Here is a 15,531-nt window from a genome sequence, read left to right as displayed (position 1 = left end):
CGCGTCACGTCGCACCCGTCAGGTCGCCAGCGCACCATAAAGGATAAGAGTCGGTGCCGGGTCGGGGGCCGCCCCCTCCAGATGCGCGGCCAGACCCGCGACCGTATCCCGGCGAAAGGCCTGCGCCGGGGTCGAGACGCCTTGGGCCATCAGCGCGGGCGTCTCGGGCGGCAACCCGGCAGCGACCAGCTTTGCCGCCAGCTGCGGAAATGTCGCCCGCGCCATGAAGACCGAGGTGACAGCCTGCGGATCGGCCAGTGCTGCCCAATTAAGACTTTCGGGCAGCGCCCCTGTCACGTCATGGCCGGTGACGAATTGCACCCGGCGCGCATTGACCCGCCGCGTAAGCGGGATCCCCGCCGCCGCCGCTGCCGCCGAGGGCGCGGTGACGCCGGGCACGATCTCATAGCCGATCCCGGCCTCGCGCAAAGCTGTGATCTCTTCTTCAAGCCGCCCGAACATACCGGAATCGCCGGATTTCAGCCGCACCACCTTCAGGCCCGAACGCGCATGATCGACCAGGAGCCGGCTGACATGATCCTGGCGCGGCGAGGCGCGCCCCGCCCGTTTGCCGACCGAAATCAGATCCGCCTCCGGCGCCGCCAGATCCAGGATCGGCCCGGCAGAAAGGTCGTCATAAAGCACCACATCCGCCGCTTGCAGCCGTTTGACCGCGCGCAGGGTCAGCAGATCGGGATCGCCCGGGCCAGAGGAGACAAAGCTGACGATCTCGCTCATGTGGCGGCTCCGATCAGGTGGAAGAAGGTGCCGGTGACAAGGCCTTTGCGCGATCCGGTTTCGGGGACCGGCGCGCTTTCGGCATCAGTCACGCGGGCAAGGGGCGCATCGGGCTGGGCGAGAATGGTCGAATAATGGAACTCATGCCCGCGCAGCCTCGCACCCGCCACATGGCCCGGGATCGGCGCGGAAAGCGCGGCCAGCCGGTAGCCCAGATGCATCCTGCGCTTTTCATACGAGGTCACAAGACCGAGGAGCGCGGCCATCTGATGCCGGGTGCCGGATGCATCGACCAGCGCCTCGCCCAGAACCATATAGCCGCCGCATTCGCCATGCACCGGCTTTGCCGCCGCGAAATTCCTGAGGCCCGCAAGAAAAGCTGATGCCGCCGCGATCCGGCCCGCATGCAGTTCGGGGTAGCCGCCGGGCAGCCAGCAAAGATCGGCTTCTGGCGGCGCTTCATCGGCCAGGGGCGAAAATGGCAGAATCTCGGCCCCCTGCGCGTGCCAGGCATCCAGCAGATGCGGATAGGTGAAAGAAAACGCCTCATCCCGCGCCAGCGCAATGCGCTGGCCGGGCGGTTTCGGCAGCTCTCCCGCCGGGGTGCTCACGCCGCCCGCCGCCGCCGCGCGCAGGGCCGCAAGATCGGTATGTTCGCGCAAAAAACTCGCATAGTCACTGATGGCGCGTTCAAGATCGGGGTGCTCGACCGCCTGAACCAGACCCAGATGCCGCTCTGGCAGGGTCAGGTCGCCACGCCGGGGCAGCGCGCCGAAAACCGGCAGCCCGACCGCCTCCATCCCCAGCCGGCAGAGCCGTTCATGCCGGGGCGAGGCCACACGGTTCAGGATCACGCCCGCGATTTTCACGTCCTTGCGATAGGCCGCCATCCCGGCCGCCATGGCCGCGACCGTCTGCGCCGCCCCCGAGACATCCAGCACCACCACGACCGGCCAGCCGGTCAGCGCCGCGATATCGGCACTGGCGCCGGTTCCGGTCTCGCCCGCGAATGCCACGCCGTCGAACAGCCCCATCGAGCCCTCGGCCAGCGCCAGCGCGCTGCCCCGCGCCAGCTGCGCCCCGATCAGCCCGGGCGCCATCGCCCAGCTGTCGAGATTGAAGCTCGACCGTCCCGAAGCCGCGAGGTGAAAGGCCGGGTCGATGTAATCGGGCCCGCATTTATAGGGCTGCACCGCCACGCCGTCATCGCGCAATGCGCGCAAAAGACCCAGCATCACCGTCGTCTTGCCCGCGCCGGAGCGCGGGGCGGATATGATCAGCCCTTTGGTCACAGCTTCACCGCATCGGCCCGGCCCGCACGGAAACGGCGGTCATAATCGGTGGAATACAGGCTCGATTCGATGAACCCTTCCTGCCCTAAAGACGGGCCAACGAGAATCAGCGCCGTGCGCTCCATCGTGTCGCCGATCAGTCCGGCGATGGTTGCGAGTGTGCCGCGCACCACCCGTTCATCCGGCCAGGAGGCACGCCAGACCACGGCCACCGGGCAATCGGCCCCGTAATGCGGGGTGAGTTCCGCCGTGGTTTCCCCGAGCCGGTGGATCGAGAGGTGAATGGCCAAAGTCGCGCCGGTGGCGGCGAAGGATTCAAGCTTTTCACGGTCGGGCATAGCGGAGGCGCGGCCAGGGGTGCGGGTCAGAACGAGGCTTTGGGCAAGGCCCGGCAGCGTCAGCTCCATCCCCAAAGTCGCGGCGGCAGCTGCGAAAGAGGGCACGCCCGGCGTCACATCATAGGGGATGCCCTCGGCCTTCAGGCGGCGGATCTGTTCACCCATCGCCGACCAGACCGAGAGATCGCCGGAATGCAGCCTTGCGACATCAAGGCCTGCCTCATGGGCGGCACGGATCTCGGCAATAATCGCGTCCAGATCCAGCGGCGCGGTGTTGACGATCTTCGCGCCGGGCGGGCAATGCGACAGCACGGCCTCGGGGATCAGCGAACCGGCATAAAGACAGACAGGCGAGGCCGCGATCAGGTCACGCCCGCGCAGCGTCAGCAGGTCGGGCGCGCCGGGGCCGGCGCCGATGAAATGGACGGTCATGGGGCGGCTCCTTGCTGCGGGTCTTTGGGCGGCGGCAGGTCTTTTTGGGCGATGGCAGCCGTTGCCTTGCCATCTGCCGAGATCACACGCGGCGCGGTGAGGCAGGCACCGGGGCCAAGGGCAGCCAGTGCGCAGGCCTCTGACACCGACCCAGTACCATGCGCCGCGCGCGAGGCGGCACTGTCGGTCAGGGTCGCCGGCGCGGTCAATGCGGCAGCGGTGACCGGGTGCAGGTGATAACCCAGCCGCGACAATTGCCGGGCGGCATGGTGGCGCGCCTTGACTGCCGGCAGCGCGATATGGCGCAGATCAGCGGCGCCGGCACGTTCCAGCGCATCAAGAATCGATTCGACCTGGGCGGTTTCGCGAAAACCGATGCCGGCGATGCGCGACGGAGGCATTTGGGGCGGGGTCATCGCGTCACGCTCCATTGCACCACCGGGTAGCTGGATTTCCAGCCGCGACGGCGCCCGAGCGGCGCGGCCTCGGCCAGCTCAAAACGCAGAAGCTGGCCGCCTCTGGCGCCATGCCAGGCCGCGAGCAACGCCTCGGTCTCAAGCGTCACGCCATGCGCCACGACCCGCACCCCCTGCGGCAGGCAGGCCCAGAGCGCGTTCAGAAGGTTGTCATCGGCCCCACCGCCGATAAACACCGCATCCGGACGCGGCAGCGCGGGCAACACATCCAGCGCCCGCCCCTCGCGGATCTCAAGCCGGTCGGTGCCGAGCCGCATGGCATTGCCGCGCGCGCGGCCTGCGCGGGAGGCATCCGCCTCGACGCCGATTGCCCGCATGGCGGGATGCGACAGCAGCCATTCGATCGCGACTGACCCCGACCCGGTGCCAATATCCCAGAGCAGTTCGCCCGCGCGCGGCGCGAGCGCTGACAAAGCCAGCGCCCGGATCGGGCGCTTGGTGATCTGGCCATCATGCTCAAAAAGGTCATCCGCGCGCCCGGTGGCAAGCGTCGCCGCCCGGCCCACGCCCCGGATCTCCAATGCGGCGACGACAAGATCCTCTGTCACCGCCCCGTCGAAGTCACCGGCGGTGGTGGCGATCACGCGCTCTTCCGGGCCGCCGAGATGGGTGAAAAACGTCACCAGGCTCGCAGAAAACCCGGTTTCTATAAGGTAAGCCGCCAGCGCAGCCGGGGCCTTGCCATCGCGAAGCGTCACGATCAGCCGCGCGCCAGGCGCCAGACCGGGACGCAGCCGGGATAACGGTGCTGCATGAAGCCCGTGGCAGCTGACCTCTTCCAGCCGCCAGCCCTTGCGTGCGGCAACCAGCGCAAAGACCGAAGGCGCAGGAAGGGCGCGCCACTCGCCCGGCGCCAGTTCCCGCGCCAGACTGCCGCCGGCGCCGAACCAGAACGGATCGCCCGAGGCCAGAACCGCAACCCGCTGCCCGCGCAAAGCCAGAACCGGCGCCAGCGCGAAAGGCACCGGCCAGGGCCGCTTGTCAGGATGCTCGATCATCGCCAGATGACGCGGCCCCCCGAACACGACATTCGCGGCCGCCAGCGCCTGACGGCTTGCATCCGGCAGGCCGGACGCGCCATCTTCGCCAATACCGATGATGGAAAGCCATTCAGCCATGACCCCGAACCTTCTCATTCTTGGCGGCACAACCGAGGCGAGCCAGCTCGCCCGCCTGGTCGCGGAACGCGGGATCAGGGCCACGCTCTCCTATGCTGGCCGGACAGAAACCCCGCGCGCCCAGCCCGTCGCGGTCAGAACCGGCGGTTTCGGCGGTGCCGAAGGGCTTGCCGTCTGGATGCGCCAGCATCAGGTCACGCATCTGATCGACGCCACGCATCCTTTTGCCGCACAGATGAGCCAGAACGCCCATGCGGCGGCGGCCCTGACCGGCACGCCTCTGACCCGGCTGATGCGCCCCGCCTGGACACCCGCGCCCGGTGACGACTGGACCGGCCTCGCCGATCTCGAAACCGCCGCCATGCGGCTCGGGGCGGCACCGCGCCGGGTGTTTCTCGCCATCGGCAGGCTGCATCTCGCGGTCTTTGCCGGCCAGCCGCAGCATGATTATCTCCTGCGCCTTGTCGATCCACCCGAGGCGCCGCTGCCTTTGCCGCGCGTCACGGTTGAAATCGCGCGCGGCCCCTTTGATCTCGCCAGCGACCTCGCGCTCCTGCGGCGCCATGGCAGCGATCTGATCATCGCAAAAAACTCCGGTGGCCGGGGCGCGGATGCGAAACTCGAGGCCGCACGCGCGCTTGGCCTGCCGGTCTGGCTGATCGACCGCCCCGTTTTGCCGCCTGCTGAAACCGTCTCCGATCCTGCGGAAGTCCTCGCCCGGCTTCATGCCGACCTCGGCGTGTAAACAAACCGCCCGACCCGGCGCGTCAGCGAAGAGCCGACCAGAACCATGGTCCGCATATCGACCATCTCCGGCTGCAGATCGCGCAACTCGACCACGCGCAGCTCTTGCTCCGGGGTCGAAACCGCGCGGGCCAGCACCACCAGCCGCGACGGCTCACAGCCCTCGCGCAGCACCTCGATCACCCGCTCGAAGCGTCCCGGCCGGGATTTCGAGCGCGGGTTGTAGAACCCCATCGCGAAATCCCCTTCCACCGCCAGACGCAGCCGCTTTTCAACCAGTTCAAATGGTTTCAGATTGTCGGACAGATTGATCGCGCAGAAATCATGCCCCAAAGGCGCGCCCGCCGTCGCAGCTGCCGCCAGCATGGCGGTGATCCCCGGCAGAACCCGCAGATCCAGCTCGCGCCATGCCTCCGGCCCCGCCTCCATCGCCTCGAACAGGGCTGACGCCATGGCAAAGACCCCGGGATCACCCGAAGACACCACCACGACCTGCCGCCCCGCCGCCGCCAGCTCAAAGGCATGGCGTGCGCGCTCCAGCTCCACCCGGTTGTCGGACGGGTGCTTCACCAGACCGTCCCGGTCGGCGACCCGGGCGACATAGGGAATGTAGCCAATCACATCCGTGGCCTCGGCCAGAGCCGCCGCCACTTCCGGCGTCACCATAGCCTCCGCACCAGGCCCGAGCCCTGCGACAACGACCCACCCCTTCTTAATGGCAGCAACACCCCGGGGATGCGGGGGCAGCGCCCCCGTCTCTGCATCCGTCATGGCCGCCGCCCTTTTCCATGGATGATGGCAATCGAGAAATAGGGCGCTTCTTCGCCCACATCCTCCAATAGCCGCACCCGCTCGACGGGCATGGTGCCATGTTCCACGAGCCAGGCCTCCGGCAGACGCCCCGCCGCTGCCAGCACGCGCCGGAGCTTGGCGAGGTTCCGCCCGATCTTCATCACCACCAGCGCATCGGTATCCGCCACCCGCCGCGCAAGTTCCGCTTCGGGCAGGGTCGCGGGCAGCACCGTCAGCACATCATCGCCCCAGGTCACCGGCTGGCCCGTGGCATGCCAGCAGCCGACCATACCCGGGATCCCCGGCACCACCCCGACCATCCCGGAAGGCAGCCGCGATTGCAGATGCATGAACGAGCCATAGAGAAACGGGTCCCCCTCACACAGCACCACGACATCCTCTTCAGCCGCCGCAAGCCGCGCGGCCCAATGGTCGTAAAACGGTGCCAAAGCCGCGTTATAGCCCGGATCCTGCACCGGAATCTCGGTCGTGACCGGATATTCCATCGGCCATTCCTCGGCCCCTGGCGGGATCAGCCCCTCGACCATCCGCCGCGCCTGGCCTTCGCGACCGGGCTTGCGGAAATAGGCAACGATCCGTGCCGAGGTCAGCAGCCGATGCGCCCGGACGCTCATCAGATCCGGATCGCCCGGCCCGAGGCCAATACAGGTGACTTTGGCCATGCTCACTCCTTGCGGCTGGCAAGCGCGTTGACCGCCGCCACCGTGATCGCCGAACCGCCAAGCCGGCCATCCACCACGCACCAGGGCAGCGGGTTGTCCTCTGCCAGCGCCGCTTTTGATTCCGCCGCACCGATAAAGCCTACCGGGCAGCCAATGATCGCCGCCGGGCGCGGGAAATCCGGATCCTGCAGCAGGTTCAGCAGATGGAACAAAGCAGTCGGCGCATTGCCGATCGCGACCACCGCGCCCGCAAGATACGGCCGCCACAGTTCCACCGCCGCCGCCGAGCGCGTATTGCCGATCTTTGCCGCCAGACCAGGCACCGATGGGTCCTGGAGGGTGCAGATCACCTCATTCCCTGCCGGAAGACGCGCGCGGGTGATACCCTCGCTGACCATTTTCGCGTCACAGAGGATCGGTGCGCCCGCCTCAAGCGCCGCGCGGGCCGCAATCGCGAAGCCCGGCGCAAAGCGGATATAAGGCGCCAGTTCAACCATGCCGCTGGCATGGATCATGCGGACCGCGACCACCTCTTCCTCGGGGGTAAAGCGCGCCAGATCAGCCTCGGCGCGGATGGTGGCAAAGCTTGCGAGATAGATCTTCGCGCCGTCGGTTTCATAATGGTGGGTCAAGGCGGCCTCGCAAAATCGCAGGAAGGTCATCAGGGGAAAGCCCGCGCAGGGCGGGACTGGCACTGGCAGCGCCGTCTTCAATCAGATCGAAGCGGCCTTGTCTTGCTGTAAGGGTCAGGCGGGCGGGGCCGGGATGGGCGCAGCCCTTGCCACAGCCCGAAACATGCAACAAGGCGCCCGCCGGCACCAAAGGCGCCAGGCTGCGGGCAAGGTCGCGCACCGGCGCCTCGGCCGAAAGGCAACCGGGCGCACCGATGCAGGCCGCCACGCGCAAAAGCGGATCATGCGGGTCTGCGATCAGGCCGGGGGCCGACGCTTCTGCAATGCCTTCGAGGATAACCGACCGCCAGGGCGTCAGCCGCAGCGGCGCAATCGCCAGCGCCCTGAGCGTTGTCGCCTGCATCTGGCCAAAGGGCAGCGCGAGGCACAGGCCCGCCGCAGTCTTACCCGGACCCAGCGCCACCCCTGTCAGCGGCAGCTCGGTCGCGTTCAGCGGCGGGCGGGCAGCGAGCCGCGCCATCCGGGTCGCGGAGCCTTGCGCGAGAAACCAGTGCAGCACCTCGATCAGACGCGGAATGGCACTGTCAGCGGTCACCGGCTCGCCCCGCTCCATGCCCTCGGCGCGCAGGATCAGCCCCTTTGCCGCGCGTTCGATCCTCAGATCCGCCGAAGCCCCCCCGAGGATCGCCGCCGTCCCTGTATCCACCGCGAAGCCGAATTTCGCGGGCAGCACCGGCGCGTCCCGCAGTGCGTTTTCCAGGCCTGCGACCAGCGCCAGCGTCTCATCACCGTCGCAGTGAAGGGGCGTCGTCAGGATATTGCGCCGCGCCTCGGCTTCCGCGCTGGCATCAAGCAGATCCAGCGAGATCAGCGCCTGATGCAGCGCTGGCAGCGCGGTCTCGGTGACGCCGCGCAATTGCAGATGCGCCCGCGATCCGAGATCGATCAGACCATTGCCATGAGTTTCTGCGAGATCGGCCAGCGCCAGCACCTGATCGGGCATCAGCCGCCCGGCATGGGGGCGGATGCGCAGCACCAGGCCGTCGCCGGACATCATCGGCCGCAGCGCACCGGGACACCAACCCTGCACCTGCCCGCTCATGCCACCCCCTCTGACGACATCCTGGCGGCGCGGGAATTGGAGCGGCTTTGCCAGAGGCCCGCAGCTTCCAGGGCGCGGAAGCAATCCTCCATCGCGGCAAGCGCATCCGGGTTGGCGGCCTCGAGAAAATCGCGGATCGCCGGGTCACCCAGCGTCGCCTCGCGGTACAGGTCGAAGAGATGCGACGGCACAACGCGGGCGAGATGGGCAAAAGCCGCGAGATGTTCCAGCGTCGCAGCGATCTCGGCTGCGCCGCGGAACCCATGCCGGGTCATCGAGGTCAGCCAGACCGGATTGGCGGCGCGGGCGCGGGTGACGCGGGCGATTTCTTCGGTCAGCGCCCGGGCGCGGGGCTGGTCGGGGCGGGTGGCGTCCAGGTGGTAAAGCGCCGGTTTTGCCACGCCAAGCCGCTCCATCGCGGCGGCGAAACCGCCTTCATGGCTGGCGTAATCCATCGCCAGCAAAAGATCGGTTTCCGGCATGTCCTGGCTGTGGAGGAACGCATCCGAAGCGCGGAGCCGCGTTTCAAGCAGATCGCGCGCAGGGGCGCCCTGGGCCGTATGATCCGAAGCCGCAAGCCAGGCCTCCCCCGCCGCCTTGCGGGCGCTTTCGGAATAATCGCCCTCGCGGATCCCGAGCCCATAGCTTCCAGGCGCCGGCGCGAAGACCCGGGCCCCGCGCGGCGCGGTCGTGTAGGGGTTCATATCGGCAGCTTCGTCGCGCTCGGCCAGCGCCTCACAGCCCGCATCAAAAAGCCGGGCGAGATCGGGAAACACGTCTCTGAACAGGCCGGATGCGCGGATCGAGACCTCGATCCGGGGGCGGTCCATCAGCGTCAGCGGCACAATCCCAAAACCGGTGACGCGGTCGGAACCTTCATCCCAGACAGGCTCCAGTCCGGCGAGATGCAGCGCCATGGCAAATTCCTCGCCCGCCGTGCGCATCGTGGCCGAGCCCCAGAGGTTGAGGACAAGGCCACGCGGATAGTCGCCATGATCCTGGAGGTGGCGGCGGACCAGTTCTTCGGCCAACCTAATGCCCTGGGCATGGGCCGCGCGCGACGGCACAGCGCGCGGATCGGTGCCAAAGAGGTTGCGTCCCGTGGGCAGCACATCGGCGCGGCCCCGCCAGGGCGAGCCGGAAGGTCCGGGCGGCACCGGCTGGCCGTTGAGCGCGGCAATCAGGTTGTCGCGTTCGGAGGTCAGGGAGGCCGGGTCGCCTGTGGTCGCTGGCCAGGGGCGCTGCTCCCCGATGCTCTGAAGAGCGGCCCCCGGCACAGGTTCGGACAGATGAAGGGGTGTGCCGCGCGCCCAGATATGCAGGCCTTCACCGAACTGGCTTTCCTTCAGGTCGCAGACAAAACGGTCGATCCGCGGGATCGCCTCGGCGGGGGAAGCGGTTTCCGGAATATCGAGATCCTGTTCGACATTCGCGAGACGCGCCTCGTCGCGGATAGCGGCAATCAGCCGGTCACGGCGGGCAGGGTCGAGACCGTCGGCGGTGGAATATTCATCAAGCAGGCGTTCGAGCCGGGCCAGCGCCGGGGGCATCGCGGCATCCGCCAGCGGCGGGGTCAGATGGCCGAGCGTGACGGCACCAATGCGGCGGCGGGCCTGGGCGGCCTCGCCCGGGTCATTGACGATAAACGGGTAAATGACGGGAAGCGGTGCGACCAGCGCCTCGGGCCAGCAGGTATCACAAAGGGCGACCGCCTTGCCCGGCAGCCATTCAAGCGTGCCATGGGCACCGATATGGAGGAGCGCGTCCGTGCCCTGCCGCAGCCAGAGATAGAAGGCGGTATAGGCGTGGCAGGGGATGCGGCTTGTATCGTGATATTCGCCGTCGTGATCGGGGCTGCGGCTGCGTTCGGGTTGCAGGGCGATCAGAAGATTGCCGCGCCTGGTTGCCTGGAACCGGAAGGCGCCGGCCTCGATCGCCGGATCTTCTTCGGGGCGGCCATGCGTCTCTGTCAGCGCGGTTCTCAGCGTTTCCGGCAGCGTTGCCAGCGCCTCGCGATAGGCAGGGAGCGGCCAGGCGATGACCTCGGATTGCAGCGCCTGGTCAAGCGGGGCGCCGGGTTGAATGCTGAAACCGGCGGCGCCGAGATCTTCGGCCATCGCCTCGGCTGAGGCCAGAACGTCGAGGCCCACGGCATGGGCCATGCGCCAGGATTTGCCCGGATAGGTCGAGAGGACCATCGCGATGCGGCGGCTGACCGGGGGCTCGGCCGCGAGGCGGATCCAGGCTCTGACCTTCGCGACCACGGCCCCGATACGCTCGGGGTTCGGCGCGTGGCTGGTGCGGGAAAATTGCAGATCCGGGTCGCGCGGCGCCTCGTCTTTGAACGAAATCACCCCGGCAGTGATGCGGCCATCGACCTCGGGAAGCGCCACATGCATGGCGAGATCCGCCGGGGAAAGGCCGCGCCCGGCCCCTTCCCAGGCGGCGCGGGTGGAGGTCGCGTGGATCACCTGGAAGACCGGCACGCCGGCGGCCTCCAGCGGTGAGCCACTGGCCGCGCGGGCGGAAAAGGCGGTGGCATTGACCAGCGCTTTGGGACCAAGCACCGGGAGGATCTCGCGCAGCCAGCGGGCAGCGGCCTCGTCCTTGAGGCTGGGAAGGAAAGCGCCGTATGCCCGAAAGCCTTCGGCTTCGAACGCCCGGATCAGGGCGTCGATGGCGGCGGTGTCGCCGGCGGCGGCCCAGGCACGGTAGAAAGGGATCAGGACAAGCGGCGCCCCGCCCTGCGGCAGGTCACGGAGCACGCCGGCCGACGGGTGCCAGAAGCCAAAGCCCGGCAGCGATTTCGCGCCGGGCACCGGCCCGGCATAGAGACCCGCCGCAAGCGCGAGCTGCGCAAGCGCGCCCTGGGCTGCGACCGCCCCGCCGGTATCGCACAGCGCGGAGAGGCGCCGCAGTGTGGCCACCGGCAAAGTCGAGGCGGCATCCAGCGCAGGGTCGGGGCGACCATCCGCCGGCAGGAGCGCCAGCGCGATCCCACGTGATCTGGCCATATTAGAGACCTGTTCGACGCCGTAGGCCCAGTAATTTACCCCGCCGATCAGCCGTATCAGCACGCCCTTTGCCCCGGTCAGTGTCTGCCCGATCCAGGTATCGACCGACAGCGGATGCGACAGCCGCGACAGGTTCGCCAGCCTGAGCGAGGGCAGCGTCTCGCGCCCCCGCTTCCACCCCGCCGCGAAAGCCCCGAGATCGCTGTCGGAAAACGACAGCACCACCAGATCCCCGGGCGTCTGCCCGAGATCCTGCGGCGTGTCGGTCTCTTCCAGACCGTGGCTTTCGCGAAAAAGGACGTGCATCAGGCCCCTTATGCCCCCAGAGCGGCCCGAACGGCGGCCGCGTCGATATTGCCATGTTCCGCGATCACGACAAGCTGCGAGCGGCGGGGCTGGTTGCCCCAGGGCCGGTCGAACTGATGACGCACACGCGGGCCGACGGCCTGGATCAGAAGGCGCATCGGCTTGCCCTCGACCGCCACATGGCCTTTGACGCGCAGAATGTTCTGCGAGGCCGCCAGTGCCGAGACTTTCGCCGCAAGCGCCTCCGGGTCGGTGATTTCGGGCAGATCGACCACGATCGTGTCGAAATCGTCATGATCGTGATCATCATGGCCATCGTGATGCGAGGGGCGCTCATTCAGGCTGTCCTCGGCGGCGGCACCGATCCCCAGCACGACACGCGCATCGATCACGCCTTCGGTCAAAGGCAGCATCGGCAGCGGGCGCGGGGCTTCGGCCTCGATCACGGCTTTTGCCTTTGCGATGCCGGCATCCCCTGCGAGATCGGCCTTCGACAAAAGCACGATATCGGCACAGGCGATCTGATCTTCGAAGACCTCGGAAAGCGGGGTCTCGTGATCGGCTTCAGCCGCGCCGGGCCGGGCGGGGTTCGGAGCGAAAAGACCGGCGGAGACCGCTTCGGCATCGGCCACCGCGACCACACCGTCGATGGTGATTTTCGAGCGCAAAGCCGGCCAGTCAAAGGCCTTCAGCAGCGGTTTCGGCAGCGCAAGGCCCGAGGTTTCGATCACGATATGATCGGGACGCGGCTCCATCGCCATCAGCTTCTCGATCGAGGGGATGAACTCGTCGGCAACGGTGCAGCAGATGCAGCCATTGGTGAGTTCGACAATCGAGCTTTCCGGGCAATTCGCATCGGCGCAGTCGCGGATCAGGTCGCCATCAACACCGACATCGCCAAATTCATTCACCAGCACAGCGAGCCGCCGCCCGCCCGGGTTTTGCAGCAGGTGCCGGATCAGCGTGGTTTTCCCGGCGCCAAGAAAGCCGGTGATCACGGTGACGGGGGTTTTTTCCAGGGATTTGTCTGCGGACATGTCAAAGCTCCATCGGAGGGATACGGGCGATTGTGTTCTTGCGGATGACCTCGGGCCGCGCACGCCAGGGGACGATGCCATCGGGCGTCTCCGCAAAGGCGTGATACATGGTGACGAGGTCGTTCAGATGCAGATCGGGGTCGAGATGGCCCTGCACATAGGTCCAGCGGCCCGGGCCGCGAAACACCACGGCGCAGCCATTGGAACAGGCGGACAGGCATTCCTGGCGACGATGGGCCACGCCTCTGGCGGCCAGCGCCTCCGAGAGCCGCGCGCCATCGCGTATGGCCTCGGGGCTGCTGCCCGGCAATCTGCATGTGGTACAGACCACAAGCTCGGCTTCTCCGGCCATCTGCCCCTCCGGCATGGCTTTGGCTGCGCGGGGAACAGGTGGCGGGCGAAAGCACCACCAGACCCGCGGCTCACCCCGGCCGCCCGTTGCGAATGATGCGCGCCCCGAAGGGCCGCACCGACGCTGGCAGGTCTCCCGGCTTGCGGATTTCGGGGGATGCCCCCTGCGGGCGCCCTGCCTTCCCGGCGCGGTGCCAGTGGCGGTTGGGCGACCTTTCCGGTCACGGTCGCGGGGGCGGCTGCGCTTGGGCTTTCGGCCTGTCGCATTCCCTCTTCGCCTGCTGTATGGCAGGAACCAGCGATGGCCACAGCCAAGCCATCAGACCCACCGAATGTCAAGCGAGGCCAGGAATGACCGATGCTCCCGATCCCGCCGCAAATCCTGCGGAAGATGCTGCCCGCCACGCCGCAAAAAAGGCGAAGATCAAGGCCGCGCGCGACCGGATGATGACGGAAAAGACCGGCGAGAAGGGGCTGATCATTGTCCATACCGGGCCGGGGAAGGGCAAAAGCTCCTCCGCCTTCGGGATGATCCTGCGCTGCATCGCGCATGAGATGCCCTGCGGCGTGGTGCAGTTCATCAAGGGCGCGATGTCGACCGGCGAACGCGATCTGATCCTGAAGAATTTCGGAGGCCTCTGCCAGTTCTACACGATGGGCGAAGGCTTTACCTGGGAGACCCAGGACCTGGAGCGGGACAAGGCCGCAGCGGCGCGCGCCTGGGAAAAGGCGAAAGAGCTGATCCGGGACGAGCGGAACCGCATGGTGCTGCTGGATGAGATCAATATCGCGCTGCGCTATGACTATCTTGATCTGGCCGAGGTGCTGGAGTTTCTGCGCGATGAGAAACCGCCGATGACCCATGTCGTGCTGACCGGGCGCAATGCAAAGCCGGAACTGGTGGAAATGGCCGATCTCGTGACGGAAATGGCGATGGTGAAACACCCGTTCCGAGCCGGGGTCAAGGCCCAGGCCGGGGTAGAGTTCTGATGTCGGGCCAGCCCCCTGGCCGGGCGCTGATGATCCAGGGCACCGGCTCGAATGTCGGCAAGTCGCTGCTGGTCGCCGGGCTTTGCCGGGTGGCGCGGCGGCGGGGGCTTTCGGTCCTGCCGTTCAAACCGCAAAACATGTCGAACAATGCCGCGGTGACGGTGGACGGGGGCGAGATTGGCCGGGCCCAGGCATTGCAGGCTCTGGCCTGCGGGGTCGCACCACATAGCGATATGAACCCGGTCCTGCTGAAACCCGAGACCGATACCGGAGCCCAGGTCGTGGTGCAGGGGAAGCGCCTGACCTCGGTGCGCGCAAAGGATTACGCGGCCCTGAAGCCGAAGATCGCCGGGGCGGTGCAGGAGAGCTTCCAGTGTCTGAAAGCCCGGGCCGATCTTGTGATTGTCGAGGGCGCAGGCAGCCCGGCCGAGGTCAATCTGCGCAGGAATGACATCGCCAATATGGGTTTTGCCCTGGCCGCCGATGTGCCGGTGGTCCTGGCAGGCGACATCGACCGCGGCGGCGTGATCGCGCAGATCGTCGGCACCCAGGCCGTGCTGGATGCGGCCGATAACGCGCAGATCGCGGGTTTTCTGATCAACCGGTTTCGCGGCGATCCCTCATTGTTCGATGATGGCTACCGGCTGATCGCGGACCGGACCGGCTGGCGCGGTTTTGGCGTTCTGCCCTGGTTTCGCGATGCCCGGCTTTTGCCGGCAGAGGACGCGCTCGACCTTGCGGCCTCGGGCACCGGCCGGGTGAAAGTCGCCTGCCTGGCCCTCAGCCGGATCGCGAATTTCGACGATCTTGACCCGCTGAAACTCGAGCCGGATCTGACAGTTTCGATGATCCTTCCCGGTCAGGCGATCCCCGGCGATACCGATCTTGTGGTGATCCCCGGGTCGAAATCGACACGCGGGGATCTGGCGTTTCTGCGCGAACAGGGTTGGGATATCGACATTCTCGCGCATCGCCGGCGCGGCGGGCGGATCCTCGGGCTTTGCGGCGGCTATCAGATGCTGGGCCGCTCGGTCGCCGATCCCGATGGGATCGAAGGCGCACCGGGGGTGACGCCGGGGCTTGGCCTTCTTGATGTGGAAACGGTGATGTCGGGCGACAAGCGGCTGGCGCGGGTCACGGCCCGCCATGCCGCCACCGGCCTCGATGTGACCGGCTATGAGATCCATATCGGACGGACCGAAGGCGCTGACCGCGCCCGCCCCTTTGCCTGTCTCGGCGACCAGCCGGAAGGCGCGCGTTCGCCCGATGGCAGGGTCGAGGGCAGCTATCTCCACGGGCTTTTCACCAGTGATGCCTTCCGTGCCGCATGGCTGAAGGATTTCGGCATCACCGCCGGCGCAACCCGATACGGCGCCGAAGTGGAGCGCATCCTTGACCGCCTTGCCGATCATATGGAAACCCATCTCGATTGTGACGGGCTGCTTGCACTCGCCCGCTGATCGGGCAGAGTGACACGCCGCAACAG

15 protein-coding genes and 1 riboswitch are annotated in these 15,531 nt (G+C 67.4%); of the genes, 3 read left to right on the top strand and 12 right to left on the bottom strand.

Annotation, left to right across the window (positions count from 1 at the left end; all coding sequences use genetic code 11):
* Positions 1 to 18 precede the first annotated feature (18 nt).
* From cobA to cbiE, 5 genes are read right to left on the bottom strand one after another with little or no spacing between them, the layout of a single operon-like run.
* Positions 19 to 738: a uroporphyrinogen-III C-methyltransferase gene (gene cobA / locus M3484_RS06855; protein WP_249496291.1), complete on the bottom strand. Its 720-nt coding sequence runs from the start codon at positions 736 to 738 to the stop codon at positions 19 to 21.
* A complete protein-coding gene (locus M3484_RS06850; RefSeq protein WP_249496290.1) occupies positions 735 to 2,030 on the bottom strand; it encodes a cobyrinic acid a,c-diamide synthase CobB in 1,296 nt (431 codons plus the stop codon). The genes cobA and M3484_RS06850 overlap by 4 nt, the downstream gene beginning before the upstream one ends.
* Entirely contained in the window at positions 2,027 to 2,800 is a 774-nt protein-coding gene (gene cobM / locus M3484_RS06845) for a precorrin-4 C(11)-methyltransferase (RefSeq protein ID WP_249496289.1), read from the bottom strand. Before cobM ends, M3484_RS06850 begins: the two co-directional genes overlap by 4 nt.
* Positions 2,797 to 3,216 carry a cobalamin biosynthesis protein gene (locus tag M3484_RS06840; RefSeq protein WP_249496288.1) on the bottom strand — a complete coding sequence of 140 codons (420 nt, stop codon included), beginning with the start codon at positions 3,214 to 3,216 and terminating at the stop codon, positions 2,797 to 2,799. Before M3484_RS06840 ends, cobM begins: the two co-directional genes overlap by 4 nt.
* Positions 3,213 to 4,394, bottom strand: a complete 1,182-nt coding sequence (gene cbiE, locus M3484_RS06835) for a precorrin-6y C5,15-methyltransferase (decarboxylating) subunit CbiE (RefSeq protein WP_249496287.1) — start codon at positions 4,392 to 4,394, stop codon at positions 3,213 to 3,215. Before cbiE ends, M3484_RS06840 begins: the two co-directional genes overlap by 4 nt.
* Between cbiE and M3484_RS06830 the strand changes: the two genes are divergently transcribed.
* Positions 4,393 to 5,139, top strand: a complete 747-nt coding sequence (locus tag M3484_RS06830) for a cobalt-precorrin-6A reductase (protein WP_249496286.1) — start codon at positions 4,393 to 4,395, stop codon at positions 5,137 to 5,139. The two genes, cbiE and M3484_RS06830, sit on opposite strands and share 2 nt — an antisense overlap.
* On the opposite strand, the gene cobJ is transcribed toward M3484_RS06830, so the two are convergent.
* The 7 genes from cobJ to M3484_RS06795 are packed head-to-tail and all read right to left on the bottom strand — an operon-like array spanning position 5,118 to position 13,056.
* Positions 5,118 to 5,909 carry a precorrin-3B C(17)-methyltransferase gene (gene cobJ, locus M3484_RS06825; RefSeq protein WP_249496285.1) on the bottom strand — a complete coding sequence of 264 codons (792 nt, stop codon included), beginning with the start codon at positions 5,907 to 5,909 and terminating at the stop codon, positions 5,118 to 5,120. The genes M3484_RS06830 and cobJ overlap by 22 nt on opposite strands.
* A complete protein-coding gene (cobI, locus tag M3484_RS06820; protein WP_249496284.1) occupies positions 5,906 to 6,613 on the bottom strand; it encodes a precorrin-2 C(20)-methyltransferase in 708 nt (235 codons plus the stop codon). Before cobI ends, cobJ begins: the two co-directional genes overlap by 4 nt.
* A 2-nt stretch (positions 6,614 to 6,615) precedes the next feature.
* Positions 6,616 to 7,275, bottom strand: a complete 660-nt coding sequence (locus M3484_RS06815; protein WP_249496283.1) for a precorrin-8X methylmutase — start codon at positions 7,273 to 7,275, stop codon at positions 6,616 to 6,618.
* Positions 7,229 to 8,347, bottom strand: a complete 1,119-nt coding sequence (locus M3484_RS06810; protein WP_249496282.1) for a ferredoxin-like domain-containing protein — start codon at positions 8,345 to 8,347, stop codon at positions 7,229 to 7,231. The genes M3484_RS06815 and M3484_RS06810 overlap by 47 nt, the downstream gene beginning before the upstream one ends.
* Entirely contained in the window at positions 8,344 to 11,667 is a 3,324-nt protein-coding gene (gene cobN, locus M3484_RS06805; protein WP_249496281.1) for a cobaltochelatase subunit CobN, read from the bottom strand. The genes M3484_RS06810 and cobN overlap by 4 nt, the downstream gene beginning before the upstream one ends.
* 8 nt (positions 11,668 to 11,675) lie before the next feature.
* Entirely contained in the window at positions 11,676 to 12,704 is a 1,029-nt protein-coding gene (cobW, locus tag M3484_RS06800) for a cobalamin biosynthesis protein CobW (protein WP_249496280.1), read from the bottom strand.
* Position 12,705: 1 nt separating this feature from the next.
* The gene (locus M3484_RS06795) at positions 12,706 to 13,056 is read right to left on the bottom strand and encodes a DUF1636 domain-containing protein (protein WP_249496279.1); all 351 of its coding nucleotides are present in this window, start codon (positions 13,054 to 13,056) and stop codon (positions 12,706 to 12,708) included.
* 108 nt (positions 13,057 to 13,164) lie between these two features.
* Positions 13,165 to 13,370: riboswitch (cobalamin riboswitch) on the bottom strand.
* Positions 13,371 to 13,406: 36 nt separating this feature from the next.
* Here M3484_RS06795 and cobO point away from each other — a divergent pair.
* Both cobO and M3484_RS06785 read left to right on the top strand, forming a co-directional pair.
* Positions 13,407 to 14,045, top strand: a complete 639-nt coding sequence (gene cobO / locus M3484_RS06790; protein ID WP_349306264.1) for a cob(I)yrinic acid a,c-diamide adenosyltransferase — start codon at positions 13,407 to 13,409, stop codon at positions 14,043 to 14,045.
* A complete protein-coding gene (locus tag M3484_RS06785) occupies positions 14,045 to 15,505 on the top strand; it encodes a cobyric acid synthase (RefSeq protein WP_249496278.1) in 1,461 nt (486 codons plus the stop codon). The genes cobO and M3484_RS06785 overlap by 1 nt, the downstream gene beginning before the upstream one ends.
* The last annotated feature ends 26 nt before the right edge of the window (positions 15,506 to 15,531 follow it).

The sequence above is a fragment of the Pseudomonas sp. GX19020 genome (assembly GCF_023371075.1).
Classification (GTDB): Bacteria; Pseudomonadota; Alphaproteobacteria; order Rhodobacterales; family Rhodobacteraceae; genus Pseudogemmobacter.
This window is presented reverse-complemented; position numbering and strand designations above follow the sequence as displayed.